This is a genomic window from Roseiflexus castenholzii DSM 13941 (assembly GCF_000017805.1).
In the GTDB taxonomy this organism is placed as follows: Bacteria; Chloroflexota; Chloroflexia; order Chloroflexales; family Roseiflexaceae; genus Roseiflexus; species Roseiflexus castenholzii.
Map to the genome: position 1 here is coordinate 1,762,103 of NC_009767.1, position 17,479 is coordinate 1,779,581.

The following is a 17,479-nucleotide window of genomic DNA, read 5'->3' on the forward strand; positions in this document are numbered from 1 at the left end:
GCGTATGCAACCATCAGGGATCATCACACTGACAACCGATTTTGGGTTGGCGGATAGTTACGTTGGCATTATGAAAGGGGTTATTCTCGGAATTGCGCCCCAAGCGACGATTGTGGACATTACCCATCAGATCGCGCCACAGGACATCCACCAGGCAGCGTACATCGTCCAGACCTTTGGCGCGTTCTTCCCGCCGGGGACGGTGCATGTCGTAGTCGTCGATCCGGGGGTGGGGAGCAAACGGCGCCGGATCATCCTGACGACTCCGGTTGCCGCGTATGTCGCGCCGGACAACGGCGTGCTGACGTATGTCTGGCGCGAAGCGATGGCACGGTGGGGCACAGAAAAGTGCGCAGTCTACAACCTGACCGAGTCGCGCTACTGGTTGCCGCATGTCAGTAGCACCTTCCACGGGCGCGATGTGTTTGCGCCGGTGGCGGCGCATCTCACCCTTGGCGTTCCGCCAGCGGAGTTCGGCGAGCAGTGTGAAGAGATCGTCGAAGCCATGCTGGAGCAACCGTCGCGTGGGCGGCAGGGCGAACTGGTTGGACGAATCATCCATATCGACCATTTCGGCAATTGCATTACCAATATCACCCTGAAGCACTTGAAGGAAGCCGGGATCGGCGAGCGCATGGCTGCCCAGTTGATCGGACAGCGCATCGAAGGATTGTACCGAACGTATTCCGACGTCCCGATTGGCGCGCTCGTCGCGCTGATCGGCAGCAGCGACCACCTGGAGATCGCTGTGCGCAACGGCAATGCCGCGCAAACGCTAGGTGCGGGGATCGGTGACATTGTGCGCGTGTTCCCGTTTACGCACGATGCGCCGTAGCGTGCTGGCGAAAATTTGTTTTGCAATCTCCCGATTCTCCTGTAATATTCCCTTGACGCTCGATACGCGGATTGCTATAATGATCAACACCTGGAATACCAGGCCTCCTACCCGCCCCCTGAGATGTCTGGCTGTATCGGTGCAGCAACCAGCGGGTGTATAGATCTGCGGTGGACCGCATCTCTTCGTTGGGGCAGCGCACCATCTACAGTTGGAGTCAATGCACGTTATCAGGACCACAGATATCCGACCGGCGGCGGCAGTTCAGGCTGTCGTATTCGGTCCATTGTGCCGCAGGTATTCGCAGACGCGAATGGCGGCAACACATCAGGAGGACGATTCATGACAATCCAGAGCGGCGTTTCGTTGCTGCAGCGGGTGGTCGAGCTCCAGGATCTCAAAACATTCCGCGAACTGAACTGGACCGGCACCTTCGGCGATTATCTTGACATTGTCGCCCGCAATCCGAAGGTGACGCGCAATGCATTCCAGCGCATTTACGACATGATCATGTCGTATGGGCATGAGGAGTTCATCGATGCGAAGAAGAAGTTGATCCGCTATCACTTCTTCAGCGATCCTTCGTTCGATGCCGATGATGCCATCTTCGGTCTCGAGATTCCCCTGATGCGCCTGGTCAACTTCTTCAAAGCCGCAGCGCAGGGATATGGCACCGAGAAGCGTGTGCTCCTGCTCCACGGTCCGGTCGGCTCCTCCAAGTCGACGATTGTCCGGCGGTTGAAGCGCGGGCTTGAGCAGTATTCGAAGACCGAGGCCGGCGCGCTCTATACGTTCGACTGGTATATGGGCATCATCGACTCCGAGAACTGGGACTGGCGACAGGCGCCGGAGTCGGAGTGGGAGAAATGCCCGATGCACGAAGAGCCGCTGCGCCTCATTCCGGCTGAGACGCGCGAGCGCTTCATCGAGGAGTTGACCGACGGCTACAACGGTGAGTACGCCATTCGCATCGTCGGCGATCTCTGCCCGTCGTGCCGCTTCAATTTCCGTGATCTCATGCTGCGCTACCAGGGCGACTGGAGTAAGGTCATTCGCCATGTGCGGGTGCGACGCCTGGTGTTTAGCGAGCAGGATCGGATCGGTATCGGGACGTTCCAACCAAAGGATGAAAAGAACCAGGACTCGACCGAACTGACGGGCGATATCAACTATCGCAAGATTGCGATCTACGGGTCGGACTCCGACCCGCGCGCGTTCAACTTCGATGGCGAGTTCAATATTGCGAACCGCGGCATTATCGAATTCATCGAGATGCTTAAACTGGATGTCGCCTTCCTCTACGACCTGCTGGGGGCGTCGCAGGAGCACAAGATCAAGTCGAAGAAATTTGCGCAGACCGACATCGATGAGGTGATCATCGGGCACACGAACTCGCCGGAGTATCGCCGTCTCGAAAACAATGAGTTCATGGAGGCGCTCAAGGACCGCACGGTGCGCATTGATATTCCGTATATCACCCGCCTGCGCGATGAGATCAAGATCTACGAGCGCGACTTCAACAAGAAGCGGGTCAAGGTGCATATTGCGCCGCATACGCTCGAGGTCGCGGCAATGTGGGCGGTGCTGACGCGCCTCGATGAGCCGAAGAAGCCAAATCTGACCCTGTTGCAGAAGCTCAAGCTCTACAATGGGCGCACGTTGCCCGGCTTTACCGAGGACAATATCAAAGAATTGCGCAAGGAAGCGCCCAACGAGGGCATGCAGGGGATCAGCCCGCGCTATATCCAGGATAAAATCTCGAATGCGCTGGTCAATTATCAGGCGGATGGGTATATCAACCCGTTCATGGTCCTGAATGAACTCGAGAATGGGCTGAAGAACCATGCGCTGATCACCTCCGAGGAGGATCGCAAACGCTATCGCGACCTGCTCTCGGTGGTGAAAGAGGAGTATACCGAAATCGTGAAGAACGAAGTACAGCGCGCCATCAGCGCCGATGAGGAAGCGATCAAGCGCCTCTGCGCCAACTATATCGACAACATCAAAGCCTATACGCAGCGCGAGCGCGTGCGCAACAAGTTCACCGGTCAGTTCGAGGAGCCGGACGAGCGGTTGATGCGCTCGATTGAGGAGAAGATCGATATTCCCGAAAGCCGCAAGGACGACTTCCGTCGCGAGATTATGAACTATATCGGCGCGCTGGCGATTGAGGGCAAAACGTTCGACTATAAGACGAATGAACGGTTGCACAAGGCGCTCGAACTCAAATTGTTCGAGGATCAGAAGGACTCGATCAAGCTTACGTCGCTGGTCTCGCGGGTTATCGATAAGGATACCCAGGAGAAGATCGATGTGGTCAAGGCGCGCCTGATCCGCGATTTTGGGTACAACGAACAGAGCGCAACCGACGTGCTCAACTATGTAGCCAGCATCTTTGCGCGCGGCGATATGAAGCACTAAGCGCCAGCCTGGGCGGGTGAAGGCGGTGCCTTCGCCTACCCCGGCAAGCGCCGAAAGGCAAAAGGTAAAAGTTCAGGGGCAAGCGGCGAGAGAGGAGTAGAGACCAGGAAACCAGGTTCTCAGTTCTCAGTTCTTAGTTCTCAGTTCTCAGTTCTCGCAACCTCTACCCCCAAAGGACATCACTATGTCGATTCACCGCGCTGAGCGTGATTTGAACCGGTTCCGCCAGATTGTACGCGGCAAGATCAAAAAAGACCTGCGCAAGTACATGTCGCAGGGCGAAATGATTGGACGCCAGGGGCGCAAATATGTGTCGATCCCGCTGCCGCAGATCGATCTGCCGCAGTTCCGCTATGGCACACGCCAGAGTGGCGGGGTTGGGCAGGGCGATGGCAACGTTGGCGACCCAATTGGGCAGGGTGATGGCCAGTCGGGGCAGGGCGAGGCTGGCTCGGAACCAGGGCAGCACGTGATCGAGGTCGATGTTACCATCGAAGAATTGGCGCAAATCCTTGGCGAAGAACTGCAATTGCCCAACATCCAGCCCAAGGGCAAAAAGAATATTGTCTCGCAGAAGGATCGGTATTCCGGCATTCGCCGTGTTGGTCCCGACTCGCTGCGGCATTTCAAACGCACCTATCGCGAAGCGCTCAAACGCCAGATTTCGTCGGGTGAGTACAACCTCGCCGATCCGATCGTCGTGCCGATCCGCCAGGATATGCGCTATCGCTCCTGGAAGGAAACGCTTCAGCCAGAGTCGAACGCGGTCATTATCTACATGATGGACGTGAGCGGCTCGATGGGCGCTGAGCAAAAGGAGTTGGTGCGCATCACGGCATTCTGGATTGAAACCTGGCTGCGCTCGCAGTACAAGGCGATCGATATTCGCTATATCGTTCACGATGCTGCTGCAAAAGAGGTCGATCAGGAGACGTTCTACCACATCCGCGAAGGCGGCGGCACCAAGATCAGTTCGGCGTACAAATTGTGCAATAAACTGATCGATGAGCGCTACCCGGCTGATGAGTGGAATATCTATCCGTTCCACTTCTCCGATGGCGACAACTGGGGTGGCGGCGATACGCGCGAGTGCATCGAATTGCTGCGCACCCAACTTCTTCCCAAGGTCAATCAGTTCTGCTATGGTCAGGTGCGTTCGCTCTACGGCTCGGGGCGCTTTGCGCACGACCTCGAAGAGCACCTGGGCAAGCATGAGGCGCTGGTGATCTCGGAGATTGCCGATCGCGACGATATCTACGATGCGATCAAGGATTTTCTTGGCAAGGGTCGGTAGCGCATAAGTGGTGTCACATATGAAAAGTACCCGTCTTCCCCCAGAGTTGCAGGCAGCATGGGAGGAGATTGAGACCTATGCAAAGGAGTATGGGCTTGATTTCTTCCCTATTATTTATGAAGTTCTCGATTATCGCACCCTCTACGAGACGGCAGCGCTGGGCGGATTTCCGATCCGCTATCCCCACTGGCGCTTCGGTATGGAGTATGACCAACTCATGAAGGGCCATATCTGGCTTGGCTCGACGATCTATGAGATGGTCATCAATACCAATCCGTCGTATGCGTACCTGCTCGAAGGCAACGAGATGGTGACGCAGAAGATGGTGATGGCGCATGTGGCGGCGCACGTCGATTTCTTCAAGAATAATATGTGGTTCGCGCATACGAACCGCAAAATGCTCGATGAAATGGCGAATCACGCTGCTCGTGTGCAGCGAATGATCGACCGCTATGGCTATGAGACGGTCGAGGAGTTCATCGATATCTGTCTCTCGCTCGAAAACCTGATCGACTATCACGCGCCGTACATCAAGCGCCCCGAAGCACAGACCCATCATTCGGTTCTGGCAGAGGAGGATCTGCCGGTGGTCGAGGGGTTGCCGGTCGAACGCAGCTACATGCGCGACTATATCAATCCGCCGGAGTTTATTGAGCAGCAGCGAAAACGGCTCGAACGCGAACGCGCTCGTCAGAAGAAGTTCCCGGAGAATCCGCAGAAGGATGTGCTCCTCTTTCTCATGAATTACGCACCGCTGGAACGCTGGCAGCATTCGATCCTCGAAATTGTGCGCGATGAGGCGTACTATTTCGCGCCTCAGGGAATGACGAAGATCCTCAATGAAGGGTGGGCCTGCTGCCGATACGATACGCTGGTGTTCACCGATCAGGGCGTGCTCCGCATCGGCGATATCGTCGCTCAGCGACAGGCGGTGCGGGTGAGCGACGGCGAAACGCCGCAAGCCGTCTATGATTGGGCGGCGTTCGAGAACTATGAGACGATCCGGGTGCGCACGCGGCGCGGCTTGGAACTCGAAGGCTCGGTCAACCATCGCGTCATGCTGCCCGACGGCGGCTGGCGCCGCCTCGATGAACTCCAGGTTGGCGAAAGGGTCAGGATTGGCGGCGGTCAGAACTTGTGGGCGCAACAGTATGTCGCCCTGGATTGGTCGCCGGTGCGCCATGCGACCCTCGCGCAGATCGCTGATGCGGCAGAGGTCGAGGTCGAGACCGTCATCCGCTACCAGCGCAGCGTGCGTGGCGTTCACGCAACAACGCCGGCGTCGCTCGTCGCAGCATACGATGCCGCCATCGCTGACCACGGCCCGATCATCCGGCGACGGGTCCCCATTCGTGTGCCGGAGGTTGTAGATGAGCGCCTGGCGGCGTTCCTGGGGTATCTGTGCGGCGGTGGGCATATCAGCGCGGTCAGGCACGCCATCGAATTGATGACCGCCGATGAGGATCAGGCGCGCGCCTTCGCCGATCTGGTCCGTTCACTGTTCGGCATCGAAGCGCGCTGGCGCAGGGATGGAAACCGCTGGCGCGTCTCTTTCTATTCGCGCGACGCTCAGGATTTCCTGGTCCACCTTGGTCTCAAAACCGGCGTTGCAGCGCGCGAAAAGCGTGTGCCCGACGTCATTCTGCGCTCGCCGAAGCCGGTCGTTGCGGCGTTCCTGCGTGCGCTGTACGACTGCGATGGCTGTGCAGGCGATGCTGGCGTTGTTCTCTCCACCGCCAGCGAGGAGATGGGCAGAACCGTTCAGGTGCTGCTGCTCAACTTTGGCATTCTCGCCAGCCGCTGCGCCAATACGGATGGTACATGGCACATTCGCGCCACCGGTCGTTCGGCTGCTGTCTTCTTCGCCGAGATCGGCTTCGGTCTGGCGCGCAAGCAGGCGGCGCTGGCGCACTCTATCGAGGATCGGCGCCGGTTTCAGCGTGAGGAGTGGTCGGACGAGATTGTGGCAATTGAGCGGGGACGCGCTCATGTGTACGATATCTCGGTGCATGCAACGCACCGCTACGCCGCGCAGGGGTTCATCAACCACAATAGCTACTGGCACTCGGAGATTATGACGAAAAAGGCGTTGCGCGATGATGAGTTGATCGACTTTGCCGACCATCACTCCGGGGTGGTGGCGGTCCATCCCGGTCGCCTCAATCCGTATAAACTCGGACTCGAACTGTTGCGCAATATCGAGTTTCGCTGGAATACCGGGCGCTTTGGTAAGGAGTACGAGGAGTGTGAAGACCTGGCTGCCAAACTCAGTTGGGATAAGCAACTGGGGCTAGGGCGTCAGAAGTTGTTCGAGATACGCCGTCTCTACAACGATGTCACCTTCATCGACGAGTTCCTGACGCCGGAGTTTGTGATGGAGCAGAAGCTCTTTACATTCCGGTATAATCGTGATACAGACATGTATGAGATTGCGTCGCGCGAGTTCAAGGAGATTAAGGAGAAACTCCTGTTCCGCCTGACCAATTTCGGTCAACCGTTCATTTATGTCGAAGATGGCAATTACAACAATCGCGGCGAACTCTATCTGCGCCATCGTTATGAGGGGGTCGAACTGAAGATGGACTATGCGCGCGATACGTTGCGCAATATTCAGCGCATCTGGACGCGCCCGGTGCATCTCGAAACAGTCGTGGACGAAAAGCGGCGATTGATCTCATTCGACGGACGTGATTTCTCGGAACGGAAGATGGATTAGGTCTGCTGGGGAGGAAAGACCATGCTCGGGAAACAGACGGTCGATACATTGAAACGCCTGGCGAGTGAAGGTCCGCAGGTGGTGAGCGCCCTTTCCTGGAGCGATGATGGCGCAAAGGTGGTTGCAGTGCCTGCCGATGCCGCCGATGCGCGTGTCGATCTCGCCGATCTGGATCGTTTCAGTGCGACGCTGCGCGAACTCGCGGTGACATGCCACGCTGCGCCGATGGTTCCTGACGTGCGCGCCTGGTTGAGTGACCACGCGGCGGCAACGATCCGGGCATTGGGTTTCCTTGAAGAGCCGTTGGCTGTTTGGGAACTCGAAGCAAGTGAAAGGATTGCGCAACTGCGCTCGTCGCCGCCGCACCGCGACGAGTCTGAGGTGACCTATTGGGAGGTCGTCCTGCACTGCGCCGATCAACCGTCCGCCACGCTTGCCCGATATCGCTGGGCGCCGGGAATGCCGGAGCGCGAGCGTGTCGAATATCCGGCGACGTTTGCGCTGATCGGTCGCATGGCTGCTGCGCTCGAACGGGCATTGACCTGTGAGGCATAGCGGGTGACGCCTCCCAATGCGCAGGCAACCCTGGCTCAGGCGCTTGCTTCGGCGGTCGAGGCGCTGCGGGAAGTAAGCAGCACGCCGCGTCTGGATGCCGAAATCCTTCTGGCGCATACGCTCGGCTGGTCACGCGCTCGTGTTCTTGCGCGGCTTCAGGAAACTATTCCCGATGATGCCCTTCAGACGTTTCGCGCGCTGGTAGAGCGCCGCGCGGCGCGTGAACCGGTCGCCTATCTGACCGGGCGCAAAGAGTTCTATGGGCTGGAGTTCGTTGTTGATCGGCGCGTGCTCGTGCCGCGCCCCGAAACCGAAGCGCTGGTCGATGCCGCGCTCGAATGGGCGCGGCAGCATTATTCTCCGCACGATACGCTGCTGATCGCCGATATTGGAACCGGCAGCGGGTGCATCGCCATTGTGCTGGCGCGACACCTGCCCAATGCCGTGGTCTACGCTACCGACCTGTCTCCCGATGCGCTGGCAGTCGCGCGGCAAAACGCCGAATTGCACGGCGTTGCTGAACGTATCACGCTGCTCTGCGGCGATCTGCTGGCGCCACTGCCACAAGCGGTCGATCTGGCAGTCAGCAATCCTCCATACACGATCCTCAACGAGATTGACGCTGGCGTGCGGTTGCACGAACCGCATCTGGCGCTCGACGGCGGCAGCGACGGTCTTGCCGTCTATCGTCGCCTGCTGGCAACGGCGCCACAGGCGCTGCGCCCCGGTGGTGCGTTGATGCTGGAGATCGGCGCAACCCAGGCGGAGGCGGTGACGGCGCTGGCGCGCCAGGCATTCCCGGCTGCGGCAGTGCATATGTTGCGCGATCTGGCCGGGTGGGATCGAGTGGTGGTGGTGAACGTTGAACGTTGAACGTTCAATGTTGCCTGTGGAAACGACAACCGTCCAGACGTGGCGCGCTGCCTGTGCGGGCGATCTGCTCCACCCGTGCGGGCGAAAGGCGCCGTGCCTCGACCCGCGCCCGATCCGTCTGTGCCACTGATCGGCGCGCCTCTATCGTCAACGATCTCCGATCAATCCCCGCGCCACTGTCAGCAGTCGTGAGCCGGTGGTTGGACCGATCGACATGCTCTCCTCGTACTGCTTCCCAGGGTTCATGTAATCAGCAGGAGGAATGAATTCATCGTCAGGCAGAATGTAGCCAATCTCGTCGTCCGCCAGACCAATGAGCATCCGGTACGGACCGGGCAGCATCGCTTTGAGTTCAAACCCCAACCGTGGCAGCAGTTCACCGGGAATGGTGATGATCTGCGCCGGACCGAGATCGATAGAGGTGCAGCAGGTGATGATGGCGCCGTTGACTGGCTGGCGCGCTCGTAGCACTCCCATCTGTTGCGCCATAAGCAGCAATGGATTGGCGAGCGGCAGGTCGAACTCGGCGCGCCGCACGTCGAGTCGCTCGACTTCGACGGTAGGCTGTGCCGCGAGCGCCGTCAGCGCTGTCTCAGCGTAGGCGCGCCCCATATGTTCCGCCCATGCCGGGGTGCGGTCGTTGGTGTCAGGGGACAACATGCCCCCAAGTGCGCCGGATACGTGCAACGCTACACCACCGACTCGCGTTTCCACTTCCCGGCACGCATATCCGGCGTAGTCCGCCGAAATCAGGGTGCTGTCACCGTCGAGCACTTCAGGATGGCACGCCAGGTTGAGCAGCGTTGCAATCACCTCGCCATCGAGTTTCACAAACTGCAACACCGCCACCTCATCATCGACGATGCCGGGATCGCGGAAGTTGGCAATGTACCCGGGCAGTTGCGTCATCCCGCAGCGCAGGCGCGCTGGGCAGCAGAAGGTCAGCGCTTCGATGACCGCATCGACAATCGCCTGCTTCACCGACGCCAGATAGAGCGGATCCACGCCACTGACGCTCCGATCCGGTCCCCACAGCCCCAGCGTATCCGGTCCACTGTGAGTATGCGTGCAGGCGACAACCAGCCCCGACGAATCGATGCCGCGCGTATCGAGCGCAGCGCGCACATCCAGCACATCACCGCGATCCAGACCGATCAGGTCACACGCGGCGATTACGGCGACGCGCTCGTCAAGCCGCAGCGCAAGCGCCCGCACGTACAGATCGGTATCGATTGCCGTGGCGCGGCGATTGTTCTGAAATCCAGCCAGAAACACCGGACGTTCGTCAGGGTTCGGGGTGATACAACGAGTTGCGGCGCCGGCAAGCAACGAAGACTGGCTCATGCGTTACCTCTCGAAAGTGGGAAGCAGACCGCGATTCGTTCGTTTGATGTCCTCCCAAACGGCTTCAACGTGTGCCGCGTCGGGACCGAGCGGGTTGGCAAGTAACGCCAGCATCGCTGCTTCTTCGTTCCCCTCGACGGCTGCCTGCACGGTGAGCAGTTCATAGGCTTTCACCTGGCAGGTCAGCCCGTGGAAGGCTGGCTCGAGCGGAGCAACGGGAATGGGCGTGGCGCCGCATTTCCCAACCGCACATGGCATTTCAACGACCACATCGTCGGCGAGGTTGGGGATAGCGCCATTGTTGCGCGTATTCACCACGTGAATGGCGTTGTCGTCGGTATAGAGCGATTCGATCAGCGCCGCAGCCGCCGTCGAGTAGTACGCGCCGCCGCGTTCCATCAGTTCCGGCGGCATCTCACGCAGCGTCGGGTCGGCGTAGCGCGCAAGCAGTCGGCGCTCGACTTCCATCACCACTTCGGCGCGGGTCGGCTCGCCGCTGTTCTGCCGCGCAATGATCTGCGGCGTAAGATAGAAATAGCGCAGATATGACGACGGAATGGCGCGCAGTATGTGAATGAGCCGGGGTGGAAAACGGAGCGGATCGTCATCGTGGCGCAGACGCTCGACATACGCCGCGATCACGGCGTTGGTCGCGTCCTCGCCATTGATCGTCACCCGCCGGATCCAGTTCAGGTGGTTCAGTCCAACCTGCTCGATGAACACCTGTTCCGGCGGCACATCGCACATGCGCGCAATGCCGCGCTGCGCATTGATCGCATTGTTGCACAGCCCAATGACCGGCACGCCGCCGTGACGCGCTACCGCCTCGGTGACGATGCCAGCCGGATTGGTGAAATTGAGCAGAATCGCCTGCGGTGCGTTCGCACGCATATCACGCGCAACATCGAGCACAATGGGAATAGTGCGCAACGCCTTGGCAAACCCGCCAACGCCGGTCGTCTCCTGCCCGACGAGGTGATGCCGCCGTCCGAGCAGTTCGTCGTTATGACGCGCCTGCTGCCCGCCGACGCGAAACTGCGTGATGACATAATCGGCGCCTTCGAGCGCCCGGCGTCGTTCCGTGGTCAACTCCACTTGAAATCCTGCGCCGGCGTGACGAACCATGCGCTGCACAAATGAACCAACGATGTGCAGGCGCTCCTCGTCGGGATCGACAAGCCAGACCGTGCGCACGTGCAGGGTTGCACTCCGGGTGATCAGACCGTTGATGAGTTCGGGGGTATAGGTGCTGCCGCCGCCAATGACAACGATATTCACAGGTTGCCTCACATGGTGCTATTGCATCGATGCACTGCCATTCTACCACCATGCGACGGAGCGATTACAGGTTGTGCGCGGTGCTGAAAGCCAGGCGATGGCGCCGGACATACGCAGGAAGTTCGCAGATCACCTCCTGCATCACCATTTCCGGCACGCGGTCGAGCGGCACGCCAGCGTGCGCCAGCGCCCGTTCCAGCGGCGCGATGTCCTGGCACTGCCAGGCAGCCGTGTGCAGGATCGCCGGACCCACCAGATCGCCGTGGGCGTGGCCGCTACCAAGCGACGGATGTGCCTCCAGCGCATATGCCAGGTAGTGTTCCGACCCTTCTTCCGGTCGGCTATGCCCGATCACATTGCAGAGTTGCACTTCGAGCGCCAGCAACCGCAGCAATTCGCGCACGCCCGCCGGATCGCCGCGCCCTGCGGCGTCCGCAATGTCGAGCGTGCCATCGAGGATCGCCCGTGCAGCAGCGGCAACCCACGGCGTGTAGCGTTGTTCCGGCGGGTTCATACCGCATTCTTCGGCATAGCGCCAGTCGTGAAGCGCCGTTGCAATTGAGAGAAGGTCGCAGACGCCGGCCGCGCGCAGGTGCGGCGGCGCCGCCGCCAGAAACGGAATATCGGCATAGACGACCGTAGCCGGACCGGTGGCGAGGTACGTCACGCACCCATCGCGGCGGACGCCGCTGACCCACGTCATGTGCGCATCGACCGAGAGGGCGGTTGGGATCAGCGCCAGCGGCAACCCGTGCCGCCAGGCGACGTATTTCGCAGCGTCCGCCGCGAGACCGCCGCCAATGCCATAGACCACCTCAGCGTCGGCGGGAACGGTGCGCGCCAGGTTCTCGAAGTGCGGCTCGCTTGCTTCGCGCGGTTCGGCGTTCCACGCAGCGGGCAGACGCAAGCCTGCGCGCACTGCTGCGGCGAGCGCCGGACCGCTCGCCACCTGCGCCACGCGCCGCTGCTCGGTGATTTCGCGCAGCGGCATCTCGACAATGGCGGGAATCGGGTAGAAAGAGGGAGGCATCAGGACAAGAGGAACCCTTTCAGTTTTTCGAGCAGTTTGTCGCGGTCGCGCGTTTCGCATTCCCAAACGATCAGCACATTCCAGCCAAGATATGCGAGTTTGTGCAGGTTTTCGCGGTCACGGACCATATTGCGATCAAGTTTCCGGTTCCAGTACTCGATATTACTCGTCGGTCGCGCGGCGTGGGGACACCCTTCATGCTGATGCCAGAAGCAGCCGTGCACAAAGATGACCTTCTTATGGCGCGGCAAAACAATATCAGGCTTGCCGGGTAAATCCTTGCAATGAAGGCGAAACCGATACCCCATTCGATGTGCCAGCGAGCGCACCAGGCGTTCCGGCGAGGTGTTTTCGCCGCGAACCTTCGCCATAATGCGACTGCGCTCTTCTGGTTGAAAGACATCCGGCATGGCTTATTGCGCTCGCTTGATTTTTGTCCATTGCGACTCGGCGACTACGTTGTCACCCCGCTTCCAGATGGTTTTTCGTGCAACATCAGGACCTGACATTTGCACGTTAATGCCGATCTCGACGACATCCTGAGCATCACACTGAAATGCGTCATAGAGTATTTTCAGAAACTCAACCTCATTGATCTTCCAGCACTGCGGTGCAGGATTGTTCCGTGCGTCGGGCACGGTTCGGGGGAAAAGATACAAACACGGAGGAGGAACCTGAGTGGCGTCTATTTGAGCGGCACGTCCAGGTGCTGCGGTCAGATTAGGACAGATACGTCCTTTTGTGCCGCAAAGCATATCCCAGATAATCAAGCCGTCTACTCGCTCCTTCCTGGAAATCATTTCGGCGCTCAGCCGCGTGTGTATGCCTGACCAGGCGTTATGTCGGGGATCTGAACCAGGATTCTGACAAAGCGACCAGATGATGAACTCGTCTGCATTTGCAGGACGCTGAAAAGTATTTGTATTGTTTCCATCGAGGCAACCCTTTGCCTCAATGACACAGATGCGATCGCCAACGCGAACTTCGTAGTCGTGTCGCTCGCCTGAACCGCTGAATTTCCAGTCCGTTATCTTGCCTTGTTGCTTCAAAAAATCAAGAACTTTCTCAATAAACTCGCGCTTTTCGGATGTCGTGGCCGCCTGTGTACCGCGCAGACGTTCAATTGCTGCTCGAAAGGGACCGGATTGCCAGAATTCATCATTATTCATTCCATGGTCTCCAATCCGAGGCGCATGCGCTTTCAGCGCTTCGGCGTAATCGTTGATGAGCCTCTCTGTCTCTTCGGATAACTCACAGAGAATGACCGGCTCACGGGCTGACATACGCCAGGGACTCCTCATTCTGCACGATAGATGTTGCAATCGGACGAAGGATATGCTCCTCCAGCCACGAAACGACGGGCACGACGACCGCGTCGCCCATGACATAATACCCGTCATTGTAGCGTCCAGGCAACCAGTATCGGTCGGGCAAGCCCATTAAGCGCGCCGCTTCGCGTACCGAAAGCAGCCGTGAGCGGATGACATCCCCTTCGACGACCAGAATCGTCTGTCGGCTCGAACCTCCAGCCGGTGTCCGCAGACAACCGCTGATGCCATCGAACCGCACTTCTGCGCGCTGGCGCTTGGCTCCGTTCTGAAGGCGCGTGCGCTTGTAGATGGCGCCGATGTGGAGACGACCGGTCAACTGCGCGTGACGCACCTTGGCGAGATTGAGCGGAGACATCAGTGACAGGAGGCGTTGTGTTTCTTCGGGGCGATGCCAGGAAACGCCGGTTGGCTCAGGATCGATCACATCGTGAATACGGCGTGGCGTTCGTTGTGGCAAGGGGAGACTCCACCAGACCCATGCATCTTGCGCCAATGGCGCGAGATGACGGAAGGCGCGAACGACCGCTGCCGGATGCCACGTTGCGTGCGGCGTGGGCGTGATCACCATCTCTGGTATCGTCACGTCGTCCTTGACTGCAACGATGAAGAGCCGTGGTCGCGATTGAGGAACGAAATGCACGGCGTCAATGACCATGGCGCCCAGGCGGTATCCTTGTGCAACAATAACCGAGACCAGTTCCTGAAAATCGCGTCCTCGATTTGAGGTAAGCAAACCGACAACATTTTCAATGGCAATGATCGGCGCCGGTCTCCCTTCCCGGTCGAGCGTGGTCACGAGATTCCAGAATGACCAGAATGTGCCGCTGCGTTCGGCGCGCAACCCGCCGCCTTTCCCCGCGAGCGACAGATCCTGACAGGGGAACGACGCCCATGCCAATAGCGCGCGACCCGGAAGCATATCCGTCGTCACACGATGGATATCCGCAACAACCAGCTCTGGCGCGCCGGAGAAGTTACGCCGGTACACGTCCGCTTTTTTGGGGTCGATGTCATTGGCGAACAGGCAGGTCCACTGTGGTCCCAGTCCAATCCGTGCCAGGCCGCCGCCGGCGAAGAATTCGTAGAAGGTCAGGCCGGTCATGATCGATGCTCACCGAATGGAAACTCGGAAACGTGGAGACATTCTAACATATGCCGGCATGCGCGCAATGATGATGTGGAGCAACCCGTTTGCACCACGTTCGGGATTAACCGTCAAGAGCGTCTACTCCCGCTCATAGCGCAGGCTGGCGCGCGCCACACGTTCCGGCGCCGCGCACAGGCGCGCCTCGGGCGCTGCGTCCTGCGCCTCGCTCAGAGCGCCGGTGAACCGGTTGCTGCGCGCGCGCGCGAGTTCCCGCGCCAGCGCAGCGACCGCCGGTTCGCACGCAACTGTCGCGCGTTGCCATGCGGTGGCGTATGTATCGAGGGTGAAGGGGTGATCCGCCAGCGCCTCCAACGCATCCGCGATTGACGCAAAGAGCCGGAAAGCGTCAGTGAGAGAGGGCGCCGGATCGGTCCCATCGTCCGGCGGAGGATCGATGGCAGTGCGCAGCATCTGCGCCCGCGCGCGGAGCAGTGCATACAGATCGACGCGAATCGGCTCGGTCGCCGGACCCTCAGGCAACAGGAGATAACTGTCCGTTACGCCGCGCTCATCTTCACTCACATACGGCAGGGTGAGATGCGCTCCTTCAATGTGAACAGAAACGGGCAAGACATCGCCGCTCAGCAGCAAACGGCAGGGTCGCAATCCATTCCAGCCTTCCGGTCGTCGCAACTGGAAGCGACCACTCTGCGCCGCCGACAGGCGCAGCCCGTTGCCGCACGGAGCAACAACGCCTTCACTTCCGCTGAACATCATACTCGAATGCATGCCGCGCACGAACCAGGCGCCTTCCGCAGCGTCGCCACCCATCGCACAACCGATGACCTCATCGTTGCTGATGATGATCAGCCCGATCCGCAAACCGCCAATGCCAATATGGAGATGTTGCAGCGAGCCATCGGCGCAACGATGCGTCAGGGCGCCGCGATAAGGCTCCGGGCGACGGTTCGCAACGCACACAATGGTCAGGCGATGGCCATGGCGCACCGTGACATCAACATCGCGCGCATCCGCCCAGCCATGCCGCGCATATCCGCCGCGTCGCTCGATCAGTTGCACGATGCGCTCAATCTCCACATCATCCGGCAACAGGAGCAGTGCGGGCGACTCTTCCATGTCAGCAGGTTGCGCATGGTCGCCCAAAGTGGGCGCGTGAATGAAATGCAGCAGATCGCAGGGCGCCAGATGTTCATCGAATGTTGGCAGCACATGCCCCATCAGCGCCAGGTTGGAACAGCCTGCCAGTTTGTGTTGCGTTGCGCGCGCCATCAGCGCCGCCGAAGGGACGAGGAGCAGCGGATAGGCTGTCAGGTCTTCCTGAGTTGCAATATCCACATCAACAACATGGAAGGCGATACCGGCGCGCACGAGGCGTTGAGCGAGCGCCTGAGCGCGTCGACCGGTAGCGCACCCGGCGGTGATGGCGTGCAGCGTCTCGCTGGTATGCTGCGCTACTCGTTCGGGAAGATGAGAATAGCCGATAGCGACGCTTGCAGGGCATGCGGCAGCGGTAAAATCCGGTCCCGCAGCACTAAGAAGCGTGAAGAGTGTCTTGGCATGCCAGAACCGCCGGCGCACGCTACTGTTCGGTTGCAGCGGCGCTTCCATTGCCCAGCGCGGCAACGCGCCAATCATTGGATTATCGGGGTGCGCCTGCGCAGCGACGTACACATTGATCGCCTGCGCCCCGCCCATCAACGGAGTCGCAAGATAAAAATCCTGCGCAGCGCTGATTTCGGCGACCAACACCGGATAATCACGGCTCAGCGCCGCCATCAGGCGCGGACGCCAGAATCCATAATGGACATATTCCTCGAAGGAAAGGGAATATCCTTCACCGCCAACGAACGGCGCTGCAACATCTTCCGCATAGACATTGAACCCCAGCCAGCCTGCGGCGCGCGCCATCGCCGACAGATCGACGATAGTACCGCAGCGATGCCATGGCGCTGCCAGCAGATCGTGAAAGATTGGCGCCTGCCATCCCGCCGCGCGCAGCATGTCAACGACTGCTACCAGCGCCTGAGCATACCATTGGTCGGTGAACGTTTCGAGCATCAAATACCGTTCGAGGTCGGCAACGGTCGATGGCGGGGTCAACGCGCGCGGCGGCGCAGGCGCTCCCTCCCCGGCGAACTTGCGCCACAGATATTCGACGACGTGGACGTTATAATTAGACGCGGATCAAGCCCGACATCAGCCGGAAGCATGCCATCACCGGGGATTTCATTGTCGGCCTGAAGGGCAATGATTGGACCCGACGGATGCTGAAAGGGCAGCATCGCGGTTGAGAACACATCGATCCAGCGCCGCGCAGCCGCGAGATAGACCGGATGCAGATACCATGCGCGCGGTGCATTGCTGTCGGATTGTCGCCAGAGGTCTCCGTCGGCGCGGCGCGCGTGGATTTCGGGATAATTCTGCAACAACCAGAGCGGAATGCCGCCGCCGAGCAATTCTGCATCGACGAACGGACCCGGTTTCAGGATCAGGCGCAGACCGAGCGAGTCACACAGACGCACAAAGCGCAGCAAATTGCGCTGCGGATCGATCGCGCCGGTAAAGTCGAACACGCCGGGTTGCGGTTCATGCCAGCACCAGGGCACATACGTCTATTGGCGCTCATTTGTCGCAGACGCACTAGCAACAACAACCAGTTTTCAGGCGGCGCGCGAAAGTAATGGAGTTCGGCAG

At 59.6% G+C, this 17,479-nt stretch carries 14 protein-coding genes; 6 read left to right on the forward strand and 8 right to left on the reverse strand.

Annotated elements, in window-relative coordinates; genetic code table 11:
* Positions 1 to 4: 4 nt before the first annotated feature.
* The 6 genes from RCAS_RS07035 (at position 5) to prmC (ending at position 8,694) form a co-directional block, all read left to right on the forward strand.
* Entirely contained in the window at positions 5 to 835 is an 831-nt protein-coding gene (locus tag RCAS_RS07035) for an SAM hydrolase/SAM-dependent halogenase family protein (RefSeq protein WP_041330341.1), read from the forward strand.
* Positions 836 to 1,177: 342 nt separating this feature from the next.
* On the forward strand, positions 1,178 to 3,256 hold the full coding sequence (locus RCAS_RS07040; RefSeq protein WP_012119904.1) for a PrkA family serine protein kinase: 2,079 nt from the start codon (positions 1,178 to 1,180) through the stop codon (positions 3,254 to 3,256).
* 184 nt (positions 3,257 to 3,440) lie between these two features.
* Entirely contained in the window at positions 3,441 to 4,550 is a 1,110-nt protein-coding gene (locus RCAS_RS07045; protein ID WP_012119905.1) for a DUF444 family protein, read from the forward strand.
* Between the two features lie 19 nt (positions 4,551 to 4,569).
* Positions 4,570 to 7,266: a SpoVR family protein gene (locus RCAS_RS25890; protein ID WP_012119906.1), complete on the forward strand. Its 2,697-nt coding sequence runs from the start codon at positions 4,570 to 4,572 to the stop codon at positions 7,264 to 7,266.
* Positions 7,267 to 7,287: 21 nt separating this feature from the next.
* Positions 7,288 to 7,821, forward strand: coding sequence for a hypothetical protein (locus RCAS_RS07055; RefSeq protein WP_012119907.1), 534 nt, complete (start codon positions 7,288 to 7,290; stop codon positions 7,819 to 7,821).
* Between the two features lie 3 nt (positions 7,822 to 7,824).
* On the forward strand, positions 7,825 to 8,694 hold the full coding sequence (gene prmC / locus RCAS_RS07060) for a peptide chain release factor N(5)-glutamine methyltransferase (protein ID WP_012119908.1): 870 nt from the start codon (positions 7,825 to 7,827) through the stop codon (positions 8,692 to 8,694).
* 147 nt (positions 8,695 to 8,841) lie between these two features.
* Here the strand turns inward: prmC and RCAS_RS07065 are convergent, their stop codons facing one another.
* The 8 genes from RCAS_RS07065 to RCAS_RS07100 all read right to left on the reverse strand — a co-directional run bounded on the left by RCAS_RS07065 (position 8,842) and on the right by RCAS_RS07100 (position 17,391).
* Entirely contained in the window at positions 8,842 to 10,038 is a 1,197-nt protein-coding gene (locus RCAS_RS07065) for a hypothetical protein (protein ID WP_012119909.1), read from the reverse strand.
* A 3-nt stretch (positions 10,039 to 10,041) separates the two neighbouring features.
* Positions 10,042 to 11,316, reverse strand: a complete 1,275-nt coding sequence (locus RCAS_RS07070) for a 6-phospho-beta-glucosidase (RefSeq protein ID WP_012119910.1) — start codon at positions 11,314 to 11,316, stop codon at positions 10,042 to 10,044.
* Between the two features lie 64 nt (positions 11,317 to 11,380).
* Positions 11,381 to 12,346, reverse strand: a complete 966-nt coding sequence (locus tag RCAS_RS07075) for an iron-containing alcohol dehydrogenase (RefSeq protein WP_012119911.1) — start codon at positions 12,344 to 12,346, stop codon at positions 11,381 to 11,383.
* Positions 12,346 to 12,756 (reverse strand): very short patch repair endonuclease, encoded by a 411-nt coding sequence (locus tag RCAS_RS07080; RefSeq protein ID WP_012119912.1) that lies wholly within the window; start codon positions 12,754 to 12,756, stop codon positions 12,346 to 12,348. Before RCAS_RS07080 ends, RCAS_RS07075 begins: the two co-directional genes overlap by 1 nt.
* A 3-nt stretch (positions 12,757 to 12,759) precedes the next feature.
* Complete coding sequence (locus RCAS_RS07085; RefSeq protein ID WP_012119913.1) at positions 12,760 to 13,629, reverse strand: hypothetical protein; 870 nt, start codon at positions 13,627 to 13,629, stop codon at positions 12,760 to 12,762.
* A complete protein-coding gene (locus RCAS_RS07090; RefSeq protein ID WP_012119914.1) occupies positions 13,616 to 14,779 on the reverse strand; it encodes a DNA cytosine methyltransferase in 1,164 nt (387 codons plus the stop codon). Before RCAS_RS07090 ends, RCAS_RS07085 begins: the two co-directional genes overlap by 14 nt.
* A 123-nt stretch (positions 14,780 to 14,902) precedes the next feature.
* Entirely contained in the window at positions 14,903 to 16,885 is a 1,983-nt protein-coding gene (locus tag RCAS_RS07095) for a hypothetical protein (protein WP_041330346.1), read from the reverse strand.
* Positions 16,882 to 17,391 carry a beta-galactosidase gene (locus RCAS_RS07100; protein WP_041330351.1) on the reverse strand — a complete coding sequence of 170 codons (510 nt, stop codon included), beginning with the start codon at positions 17,389 to 17,391 and terminating at the stop codon, positions 16,882 to 16,884. The genes RCAS_RS07095 and RCAS_RS07100 overlap by 4 nt, the downstream gene beginning before the upstream one ends.
* Between the last annotated feature and the right edge of the window lie 88 nt (positions 17,392 to 17,479).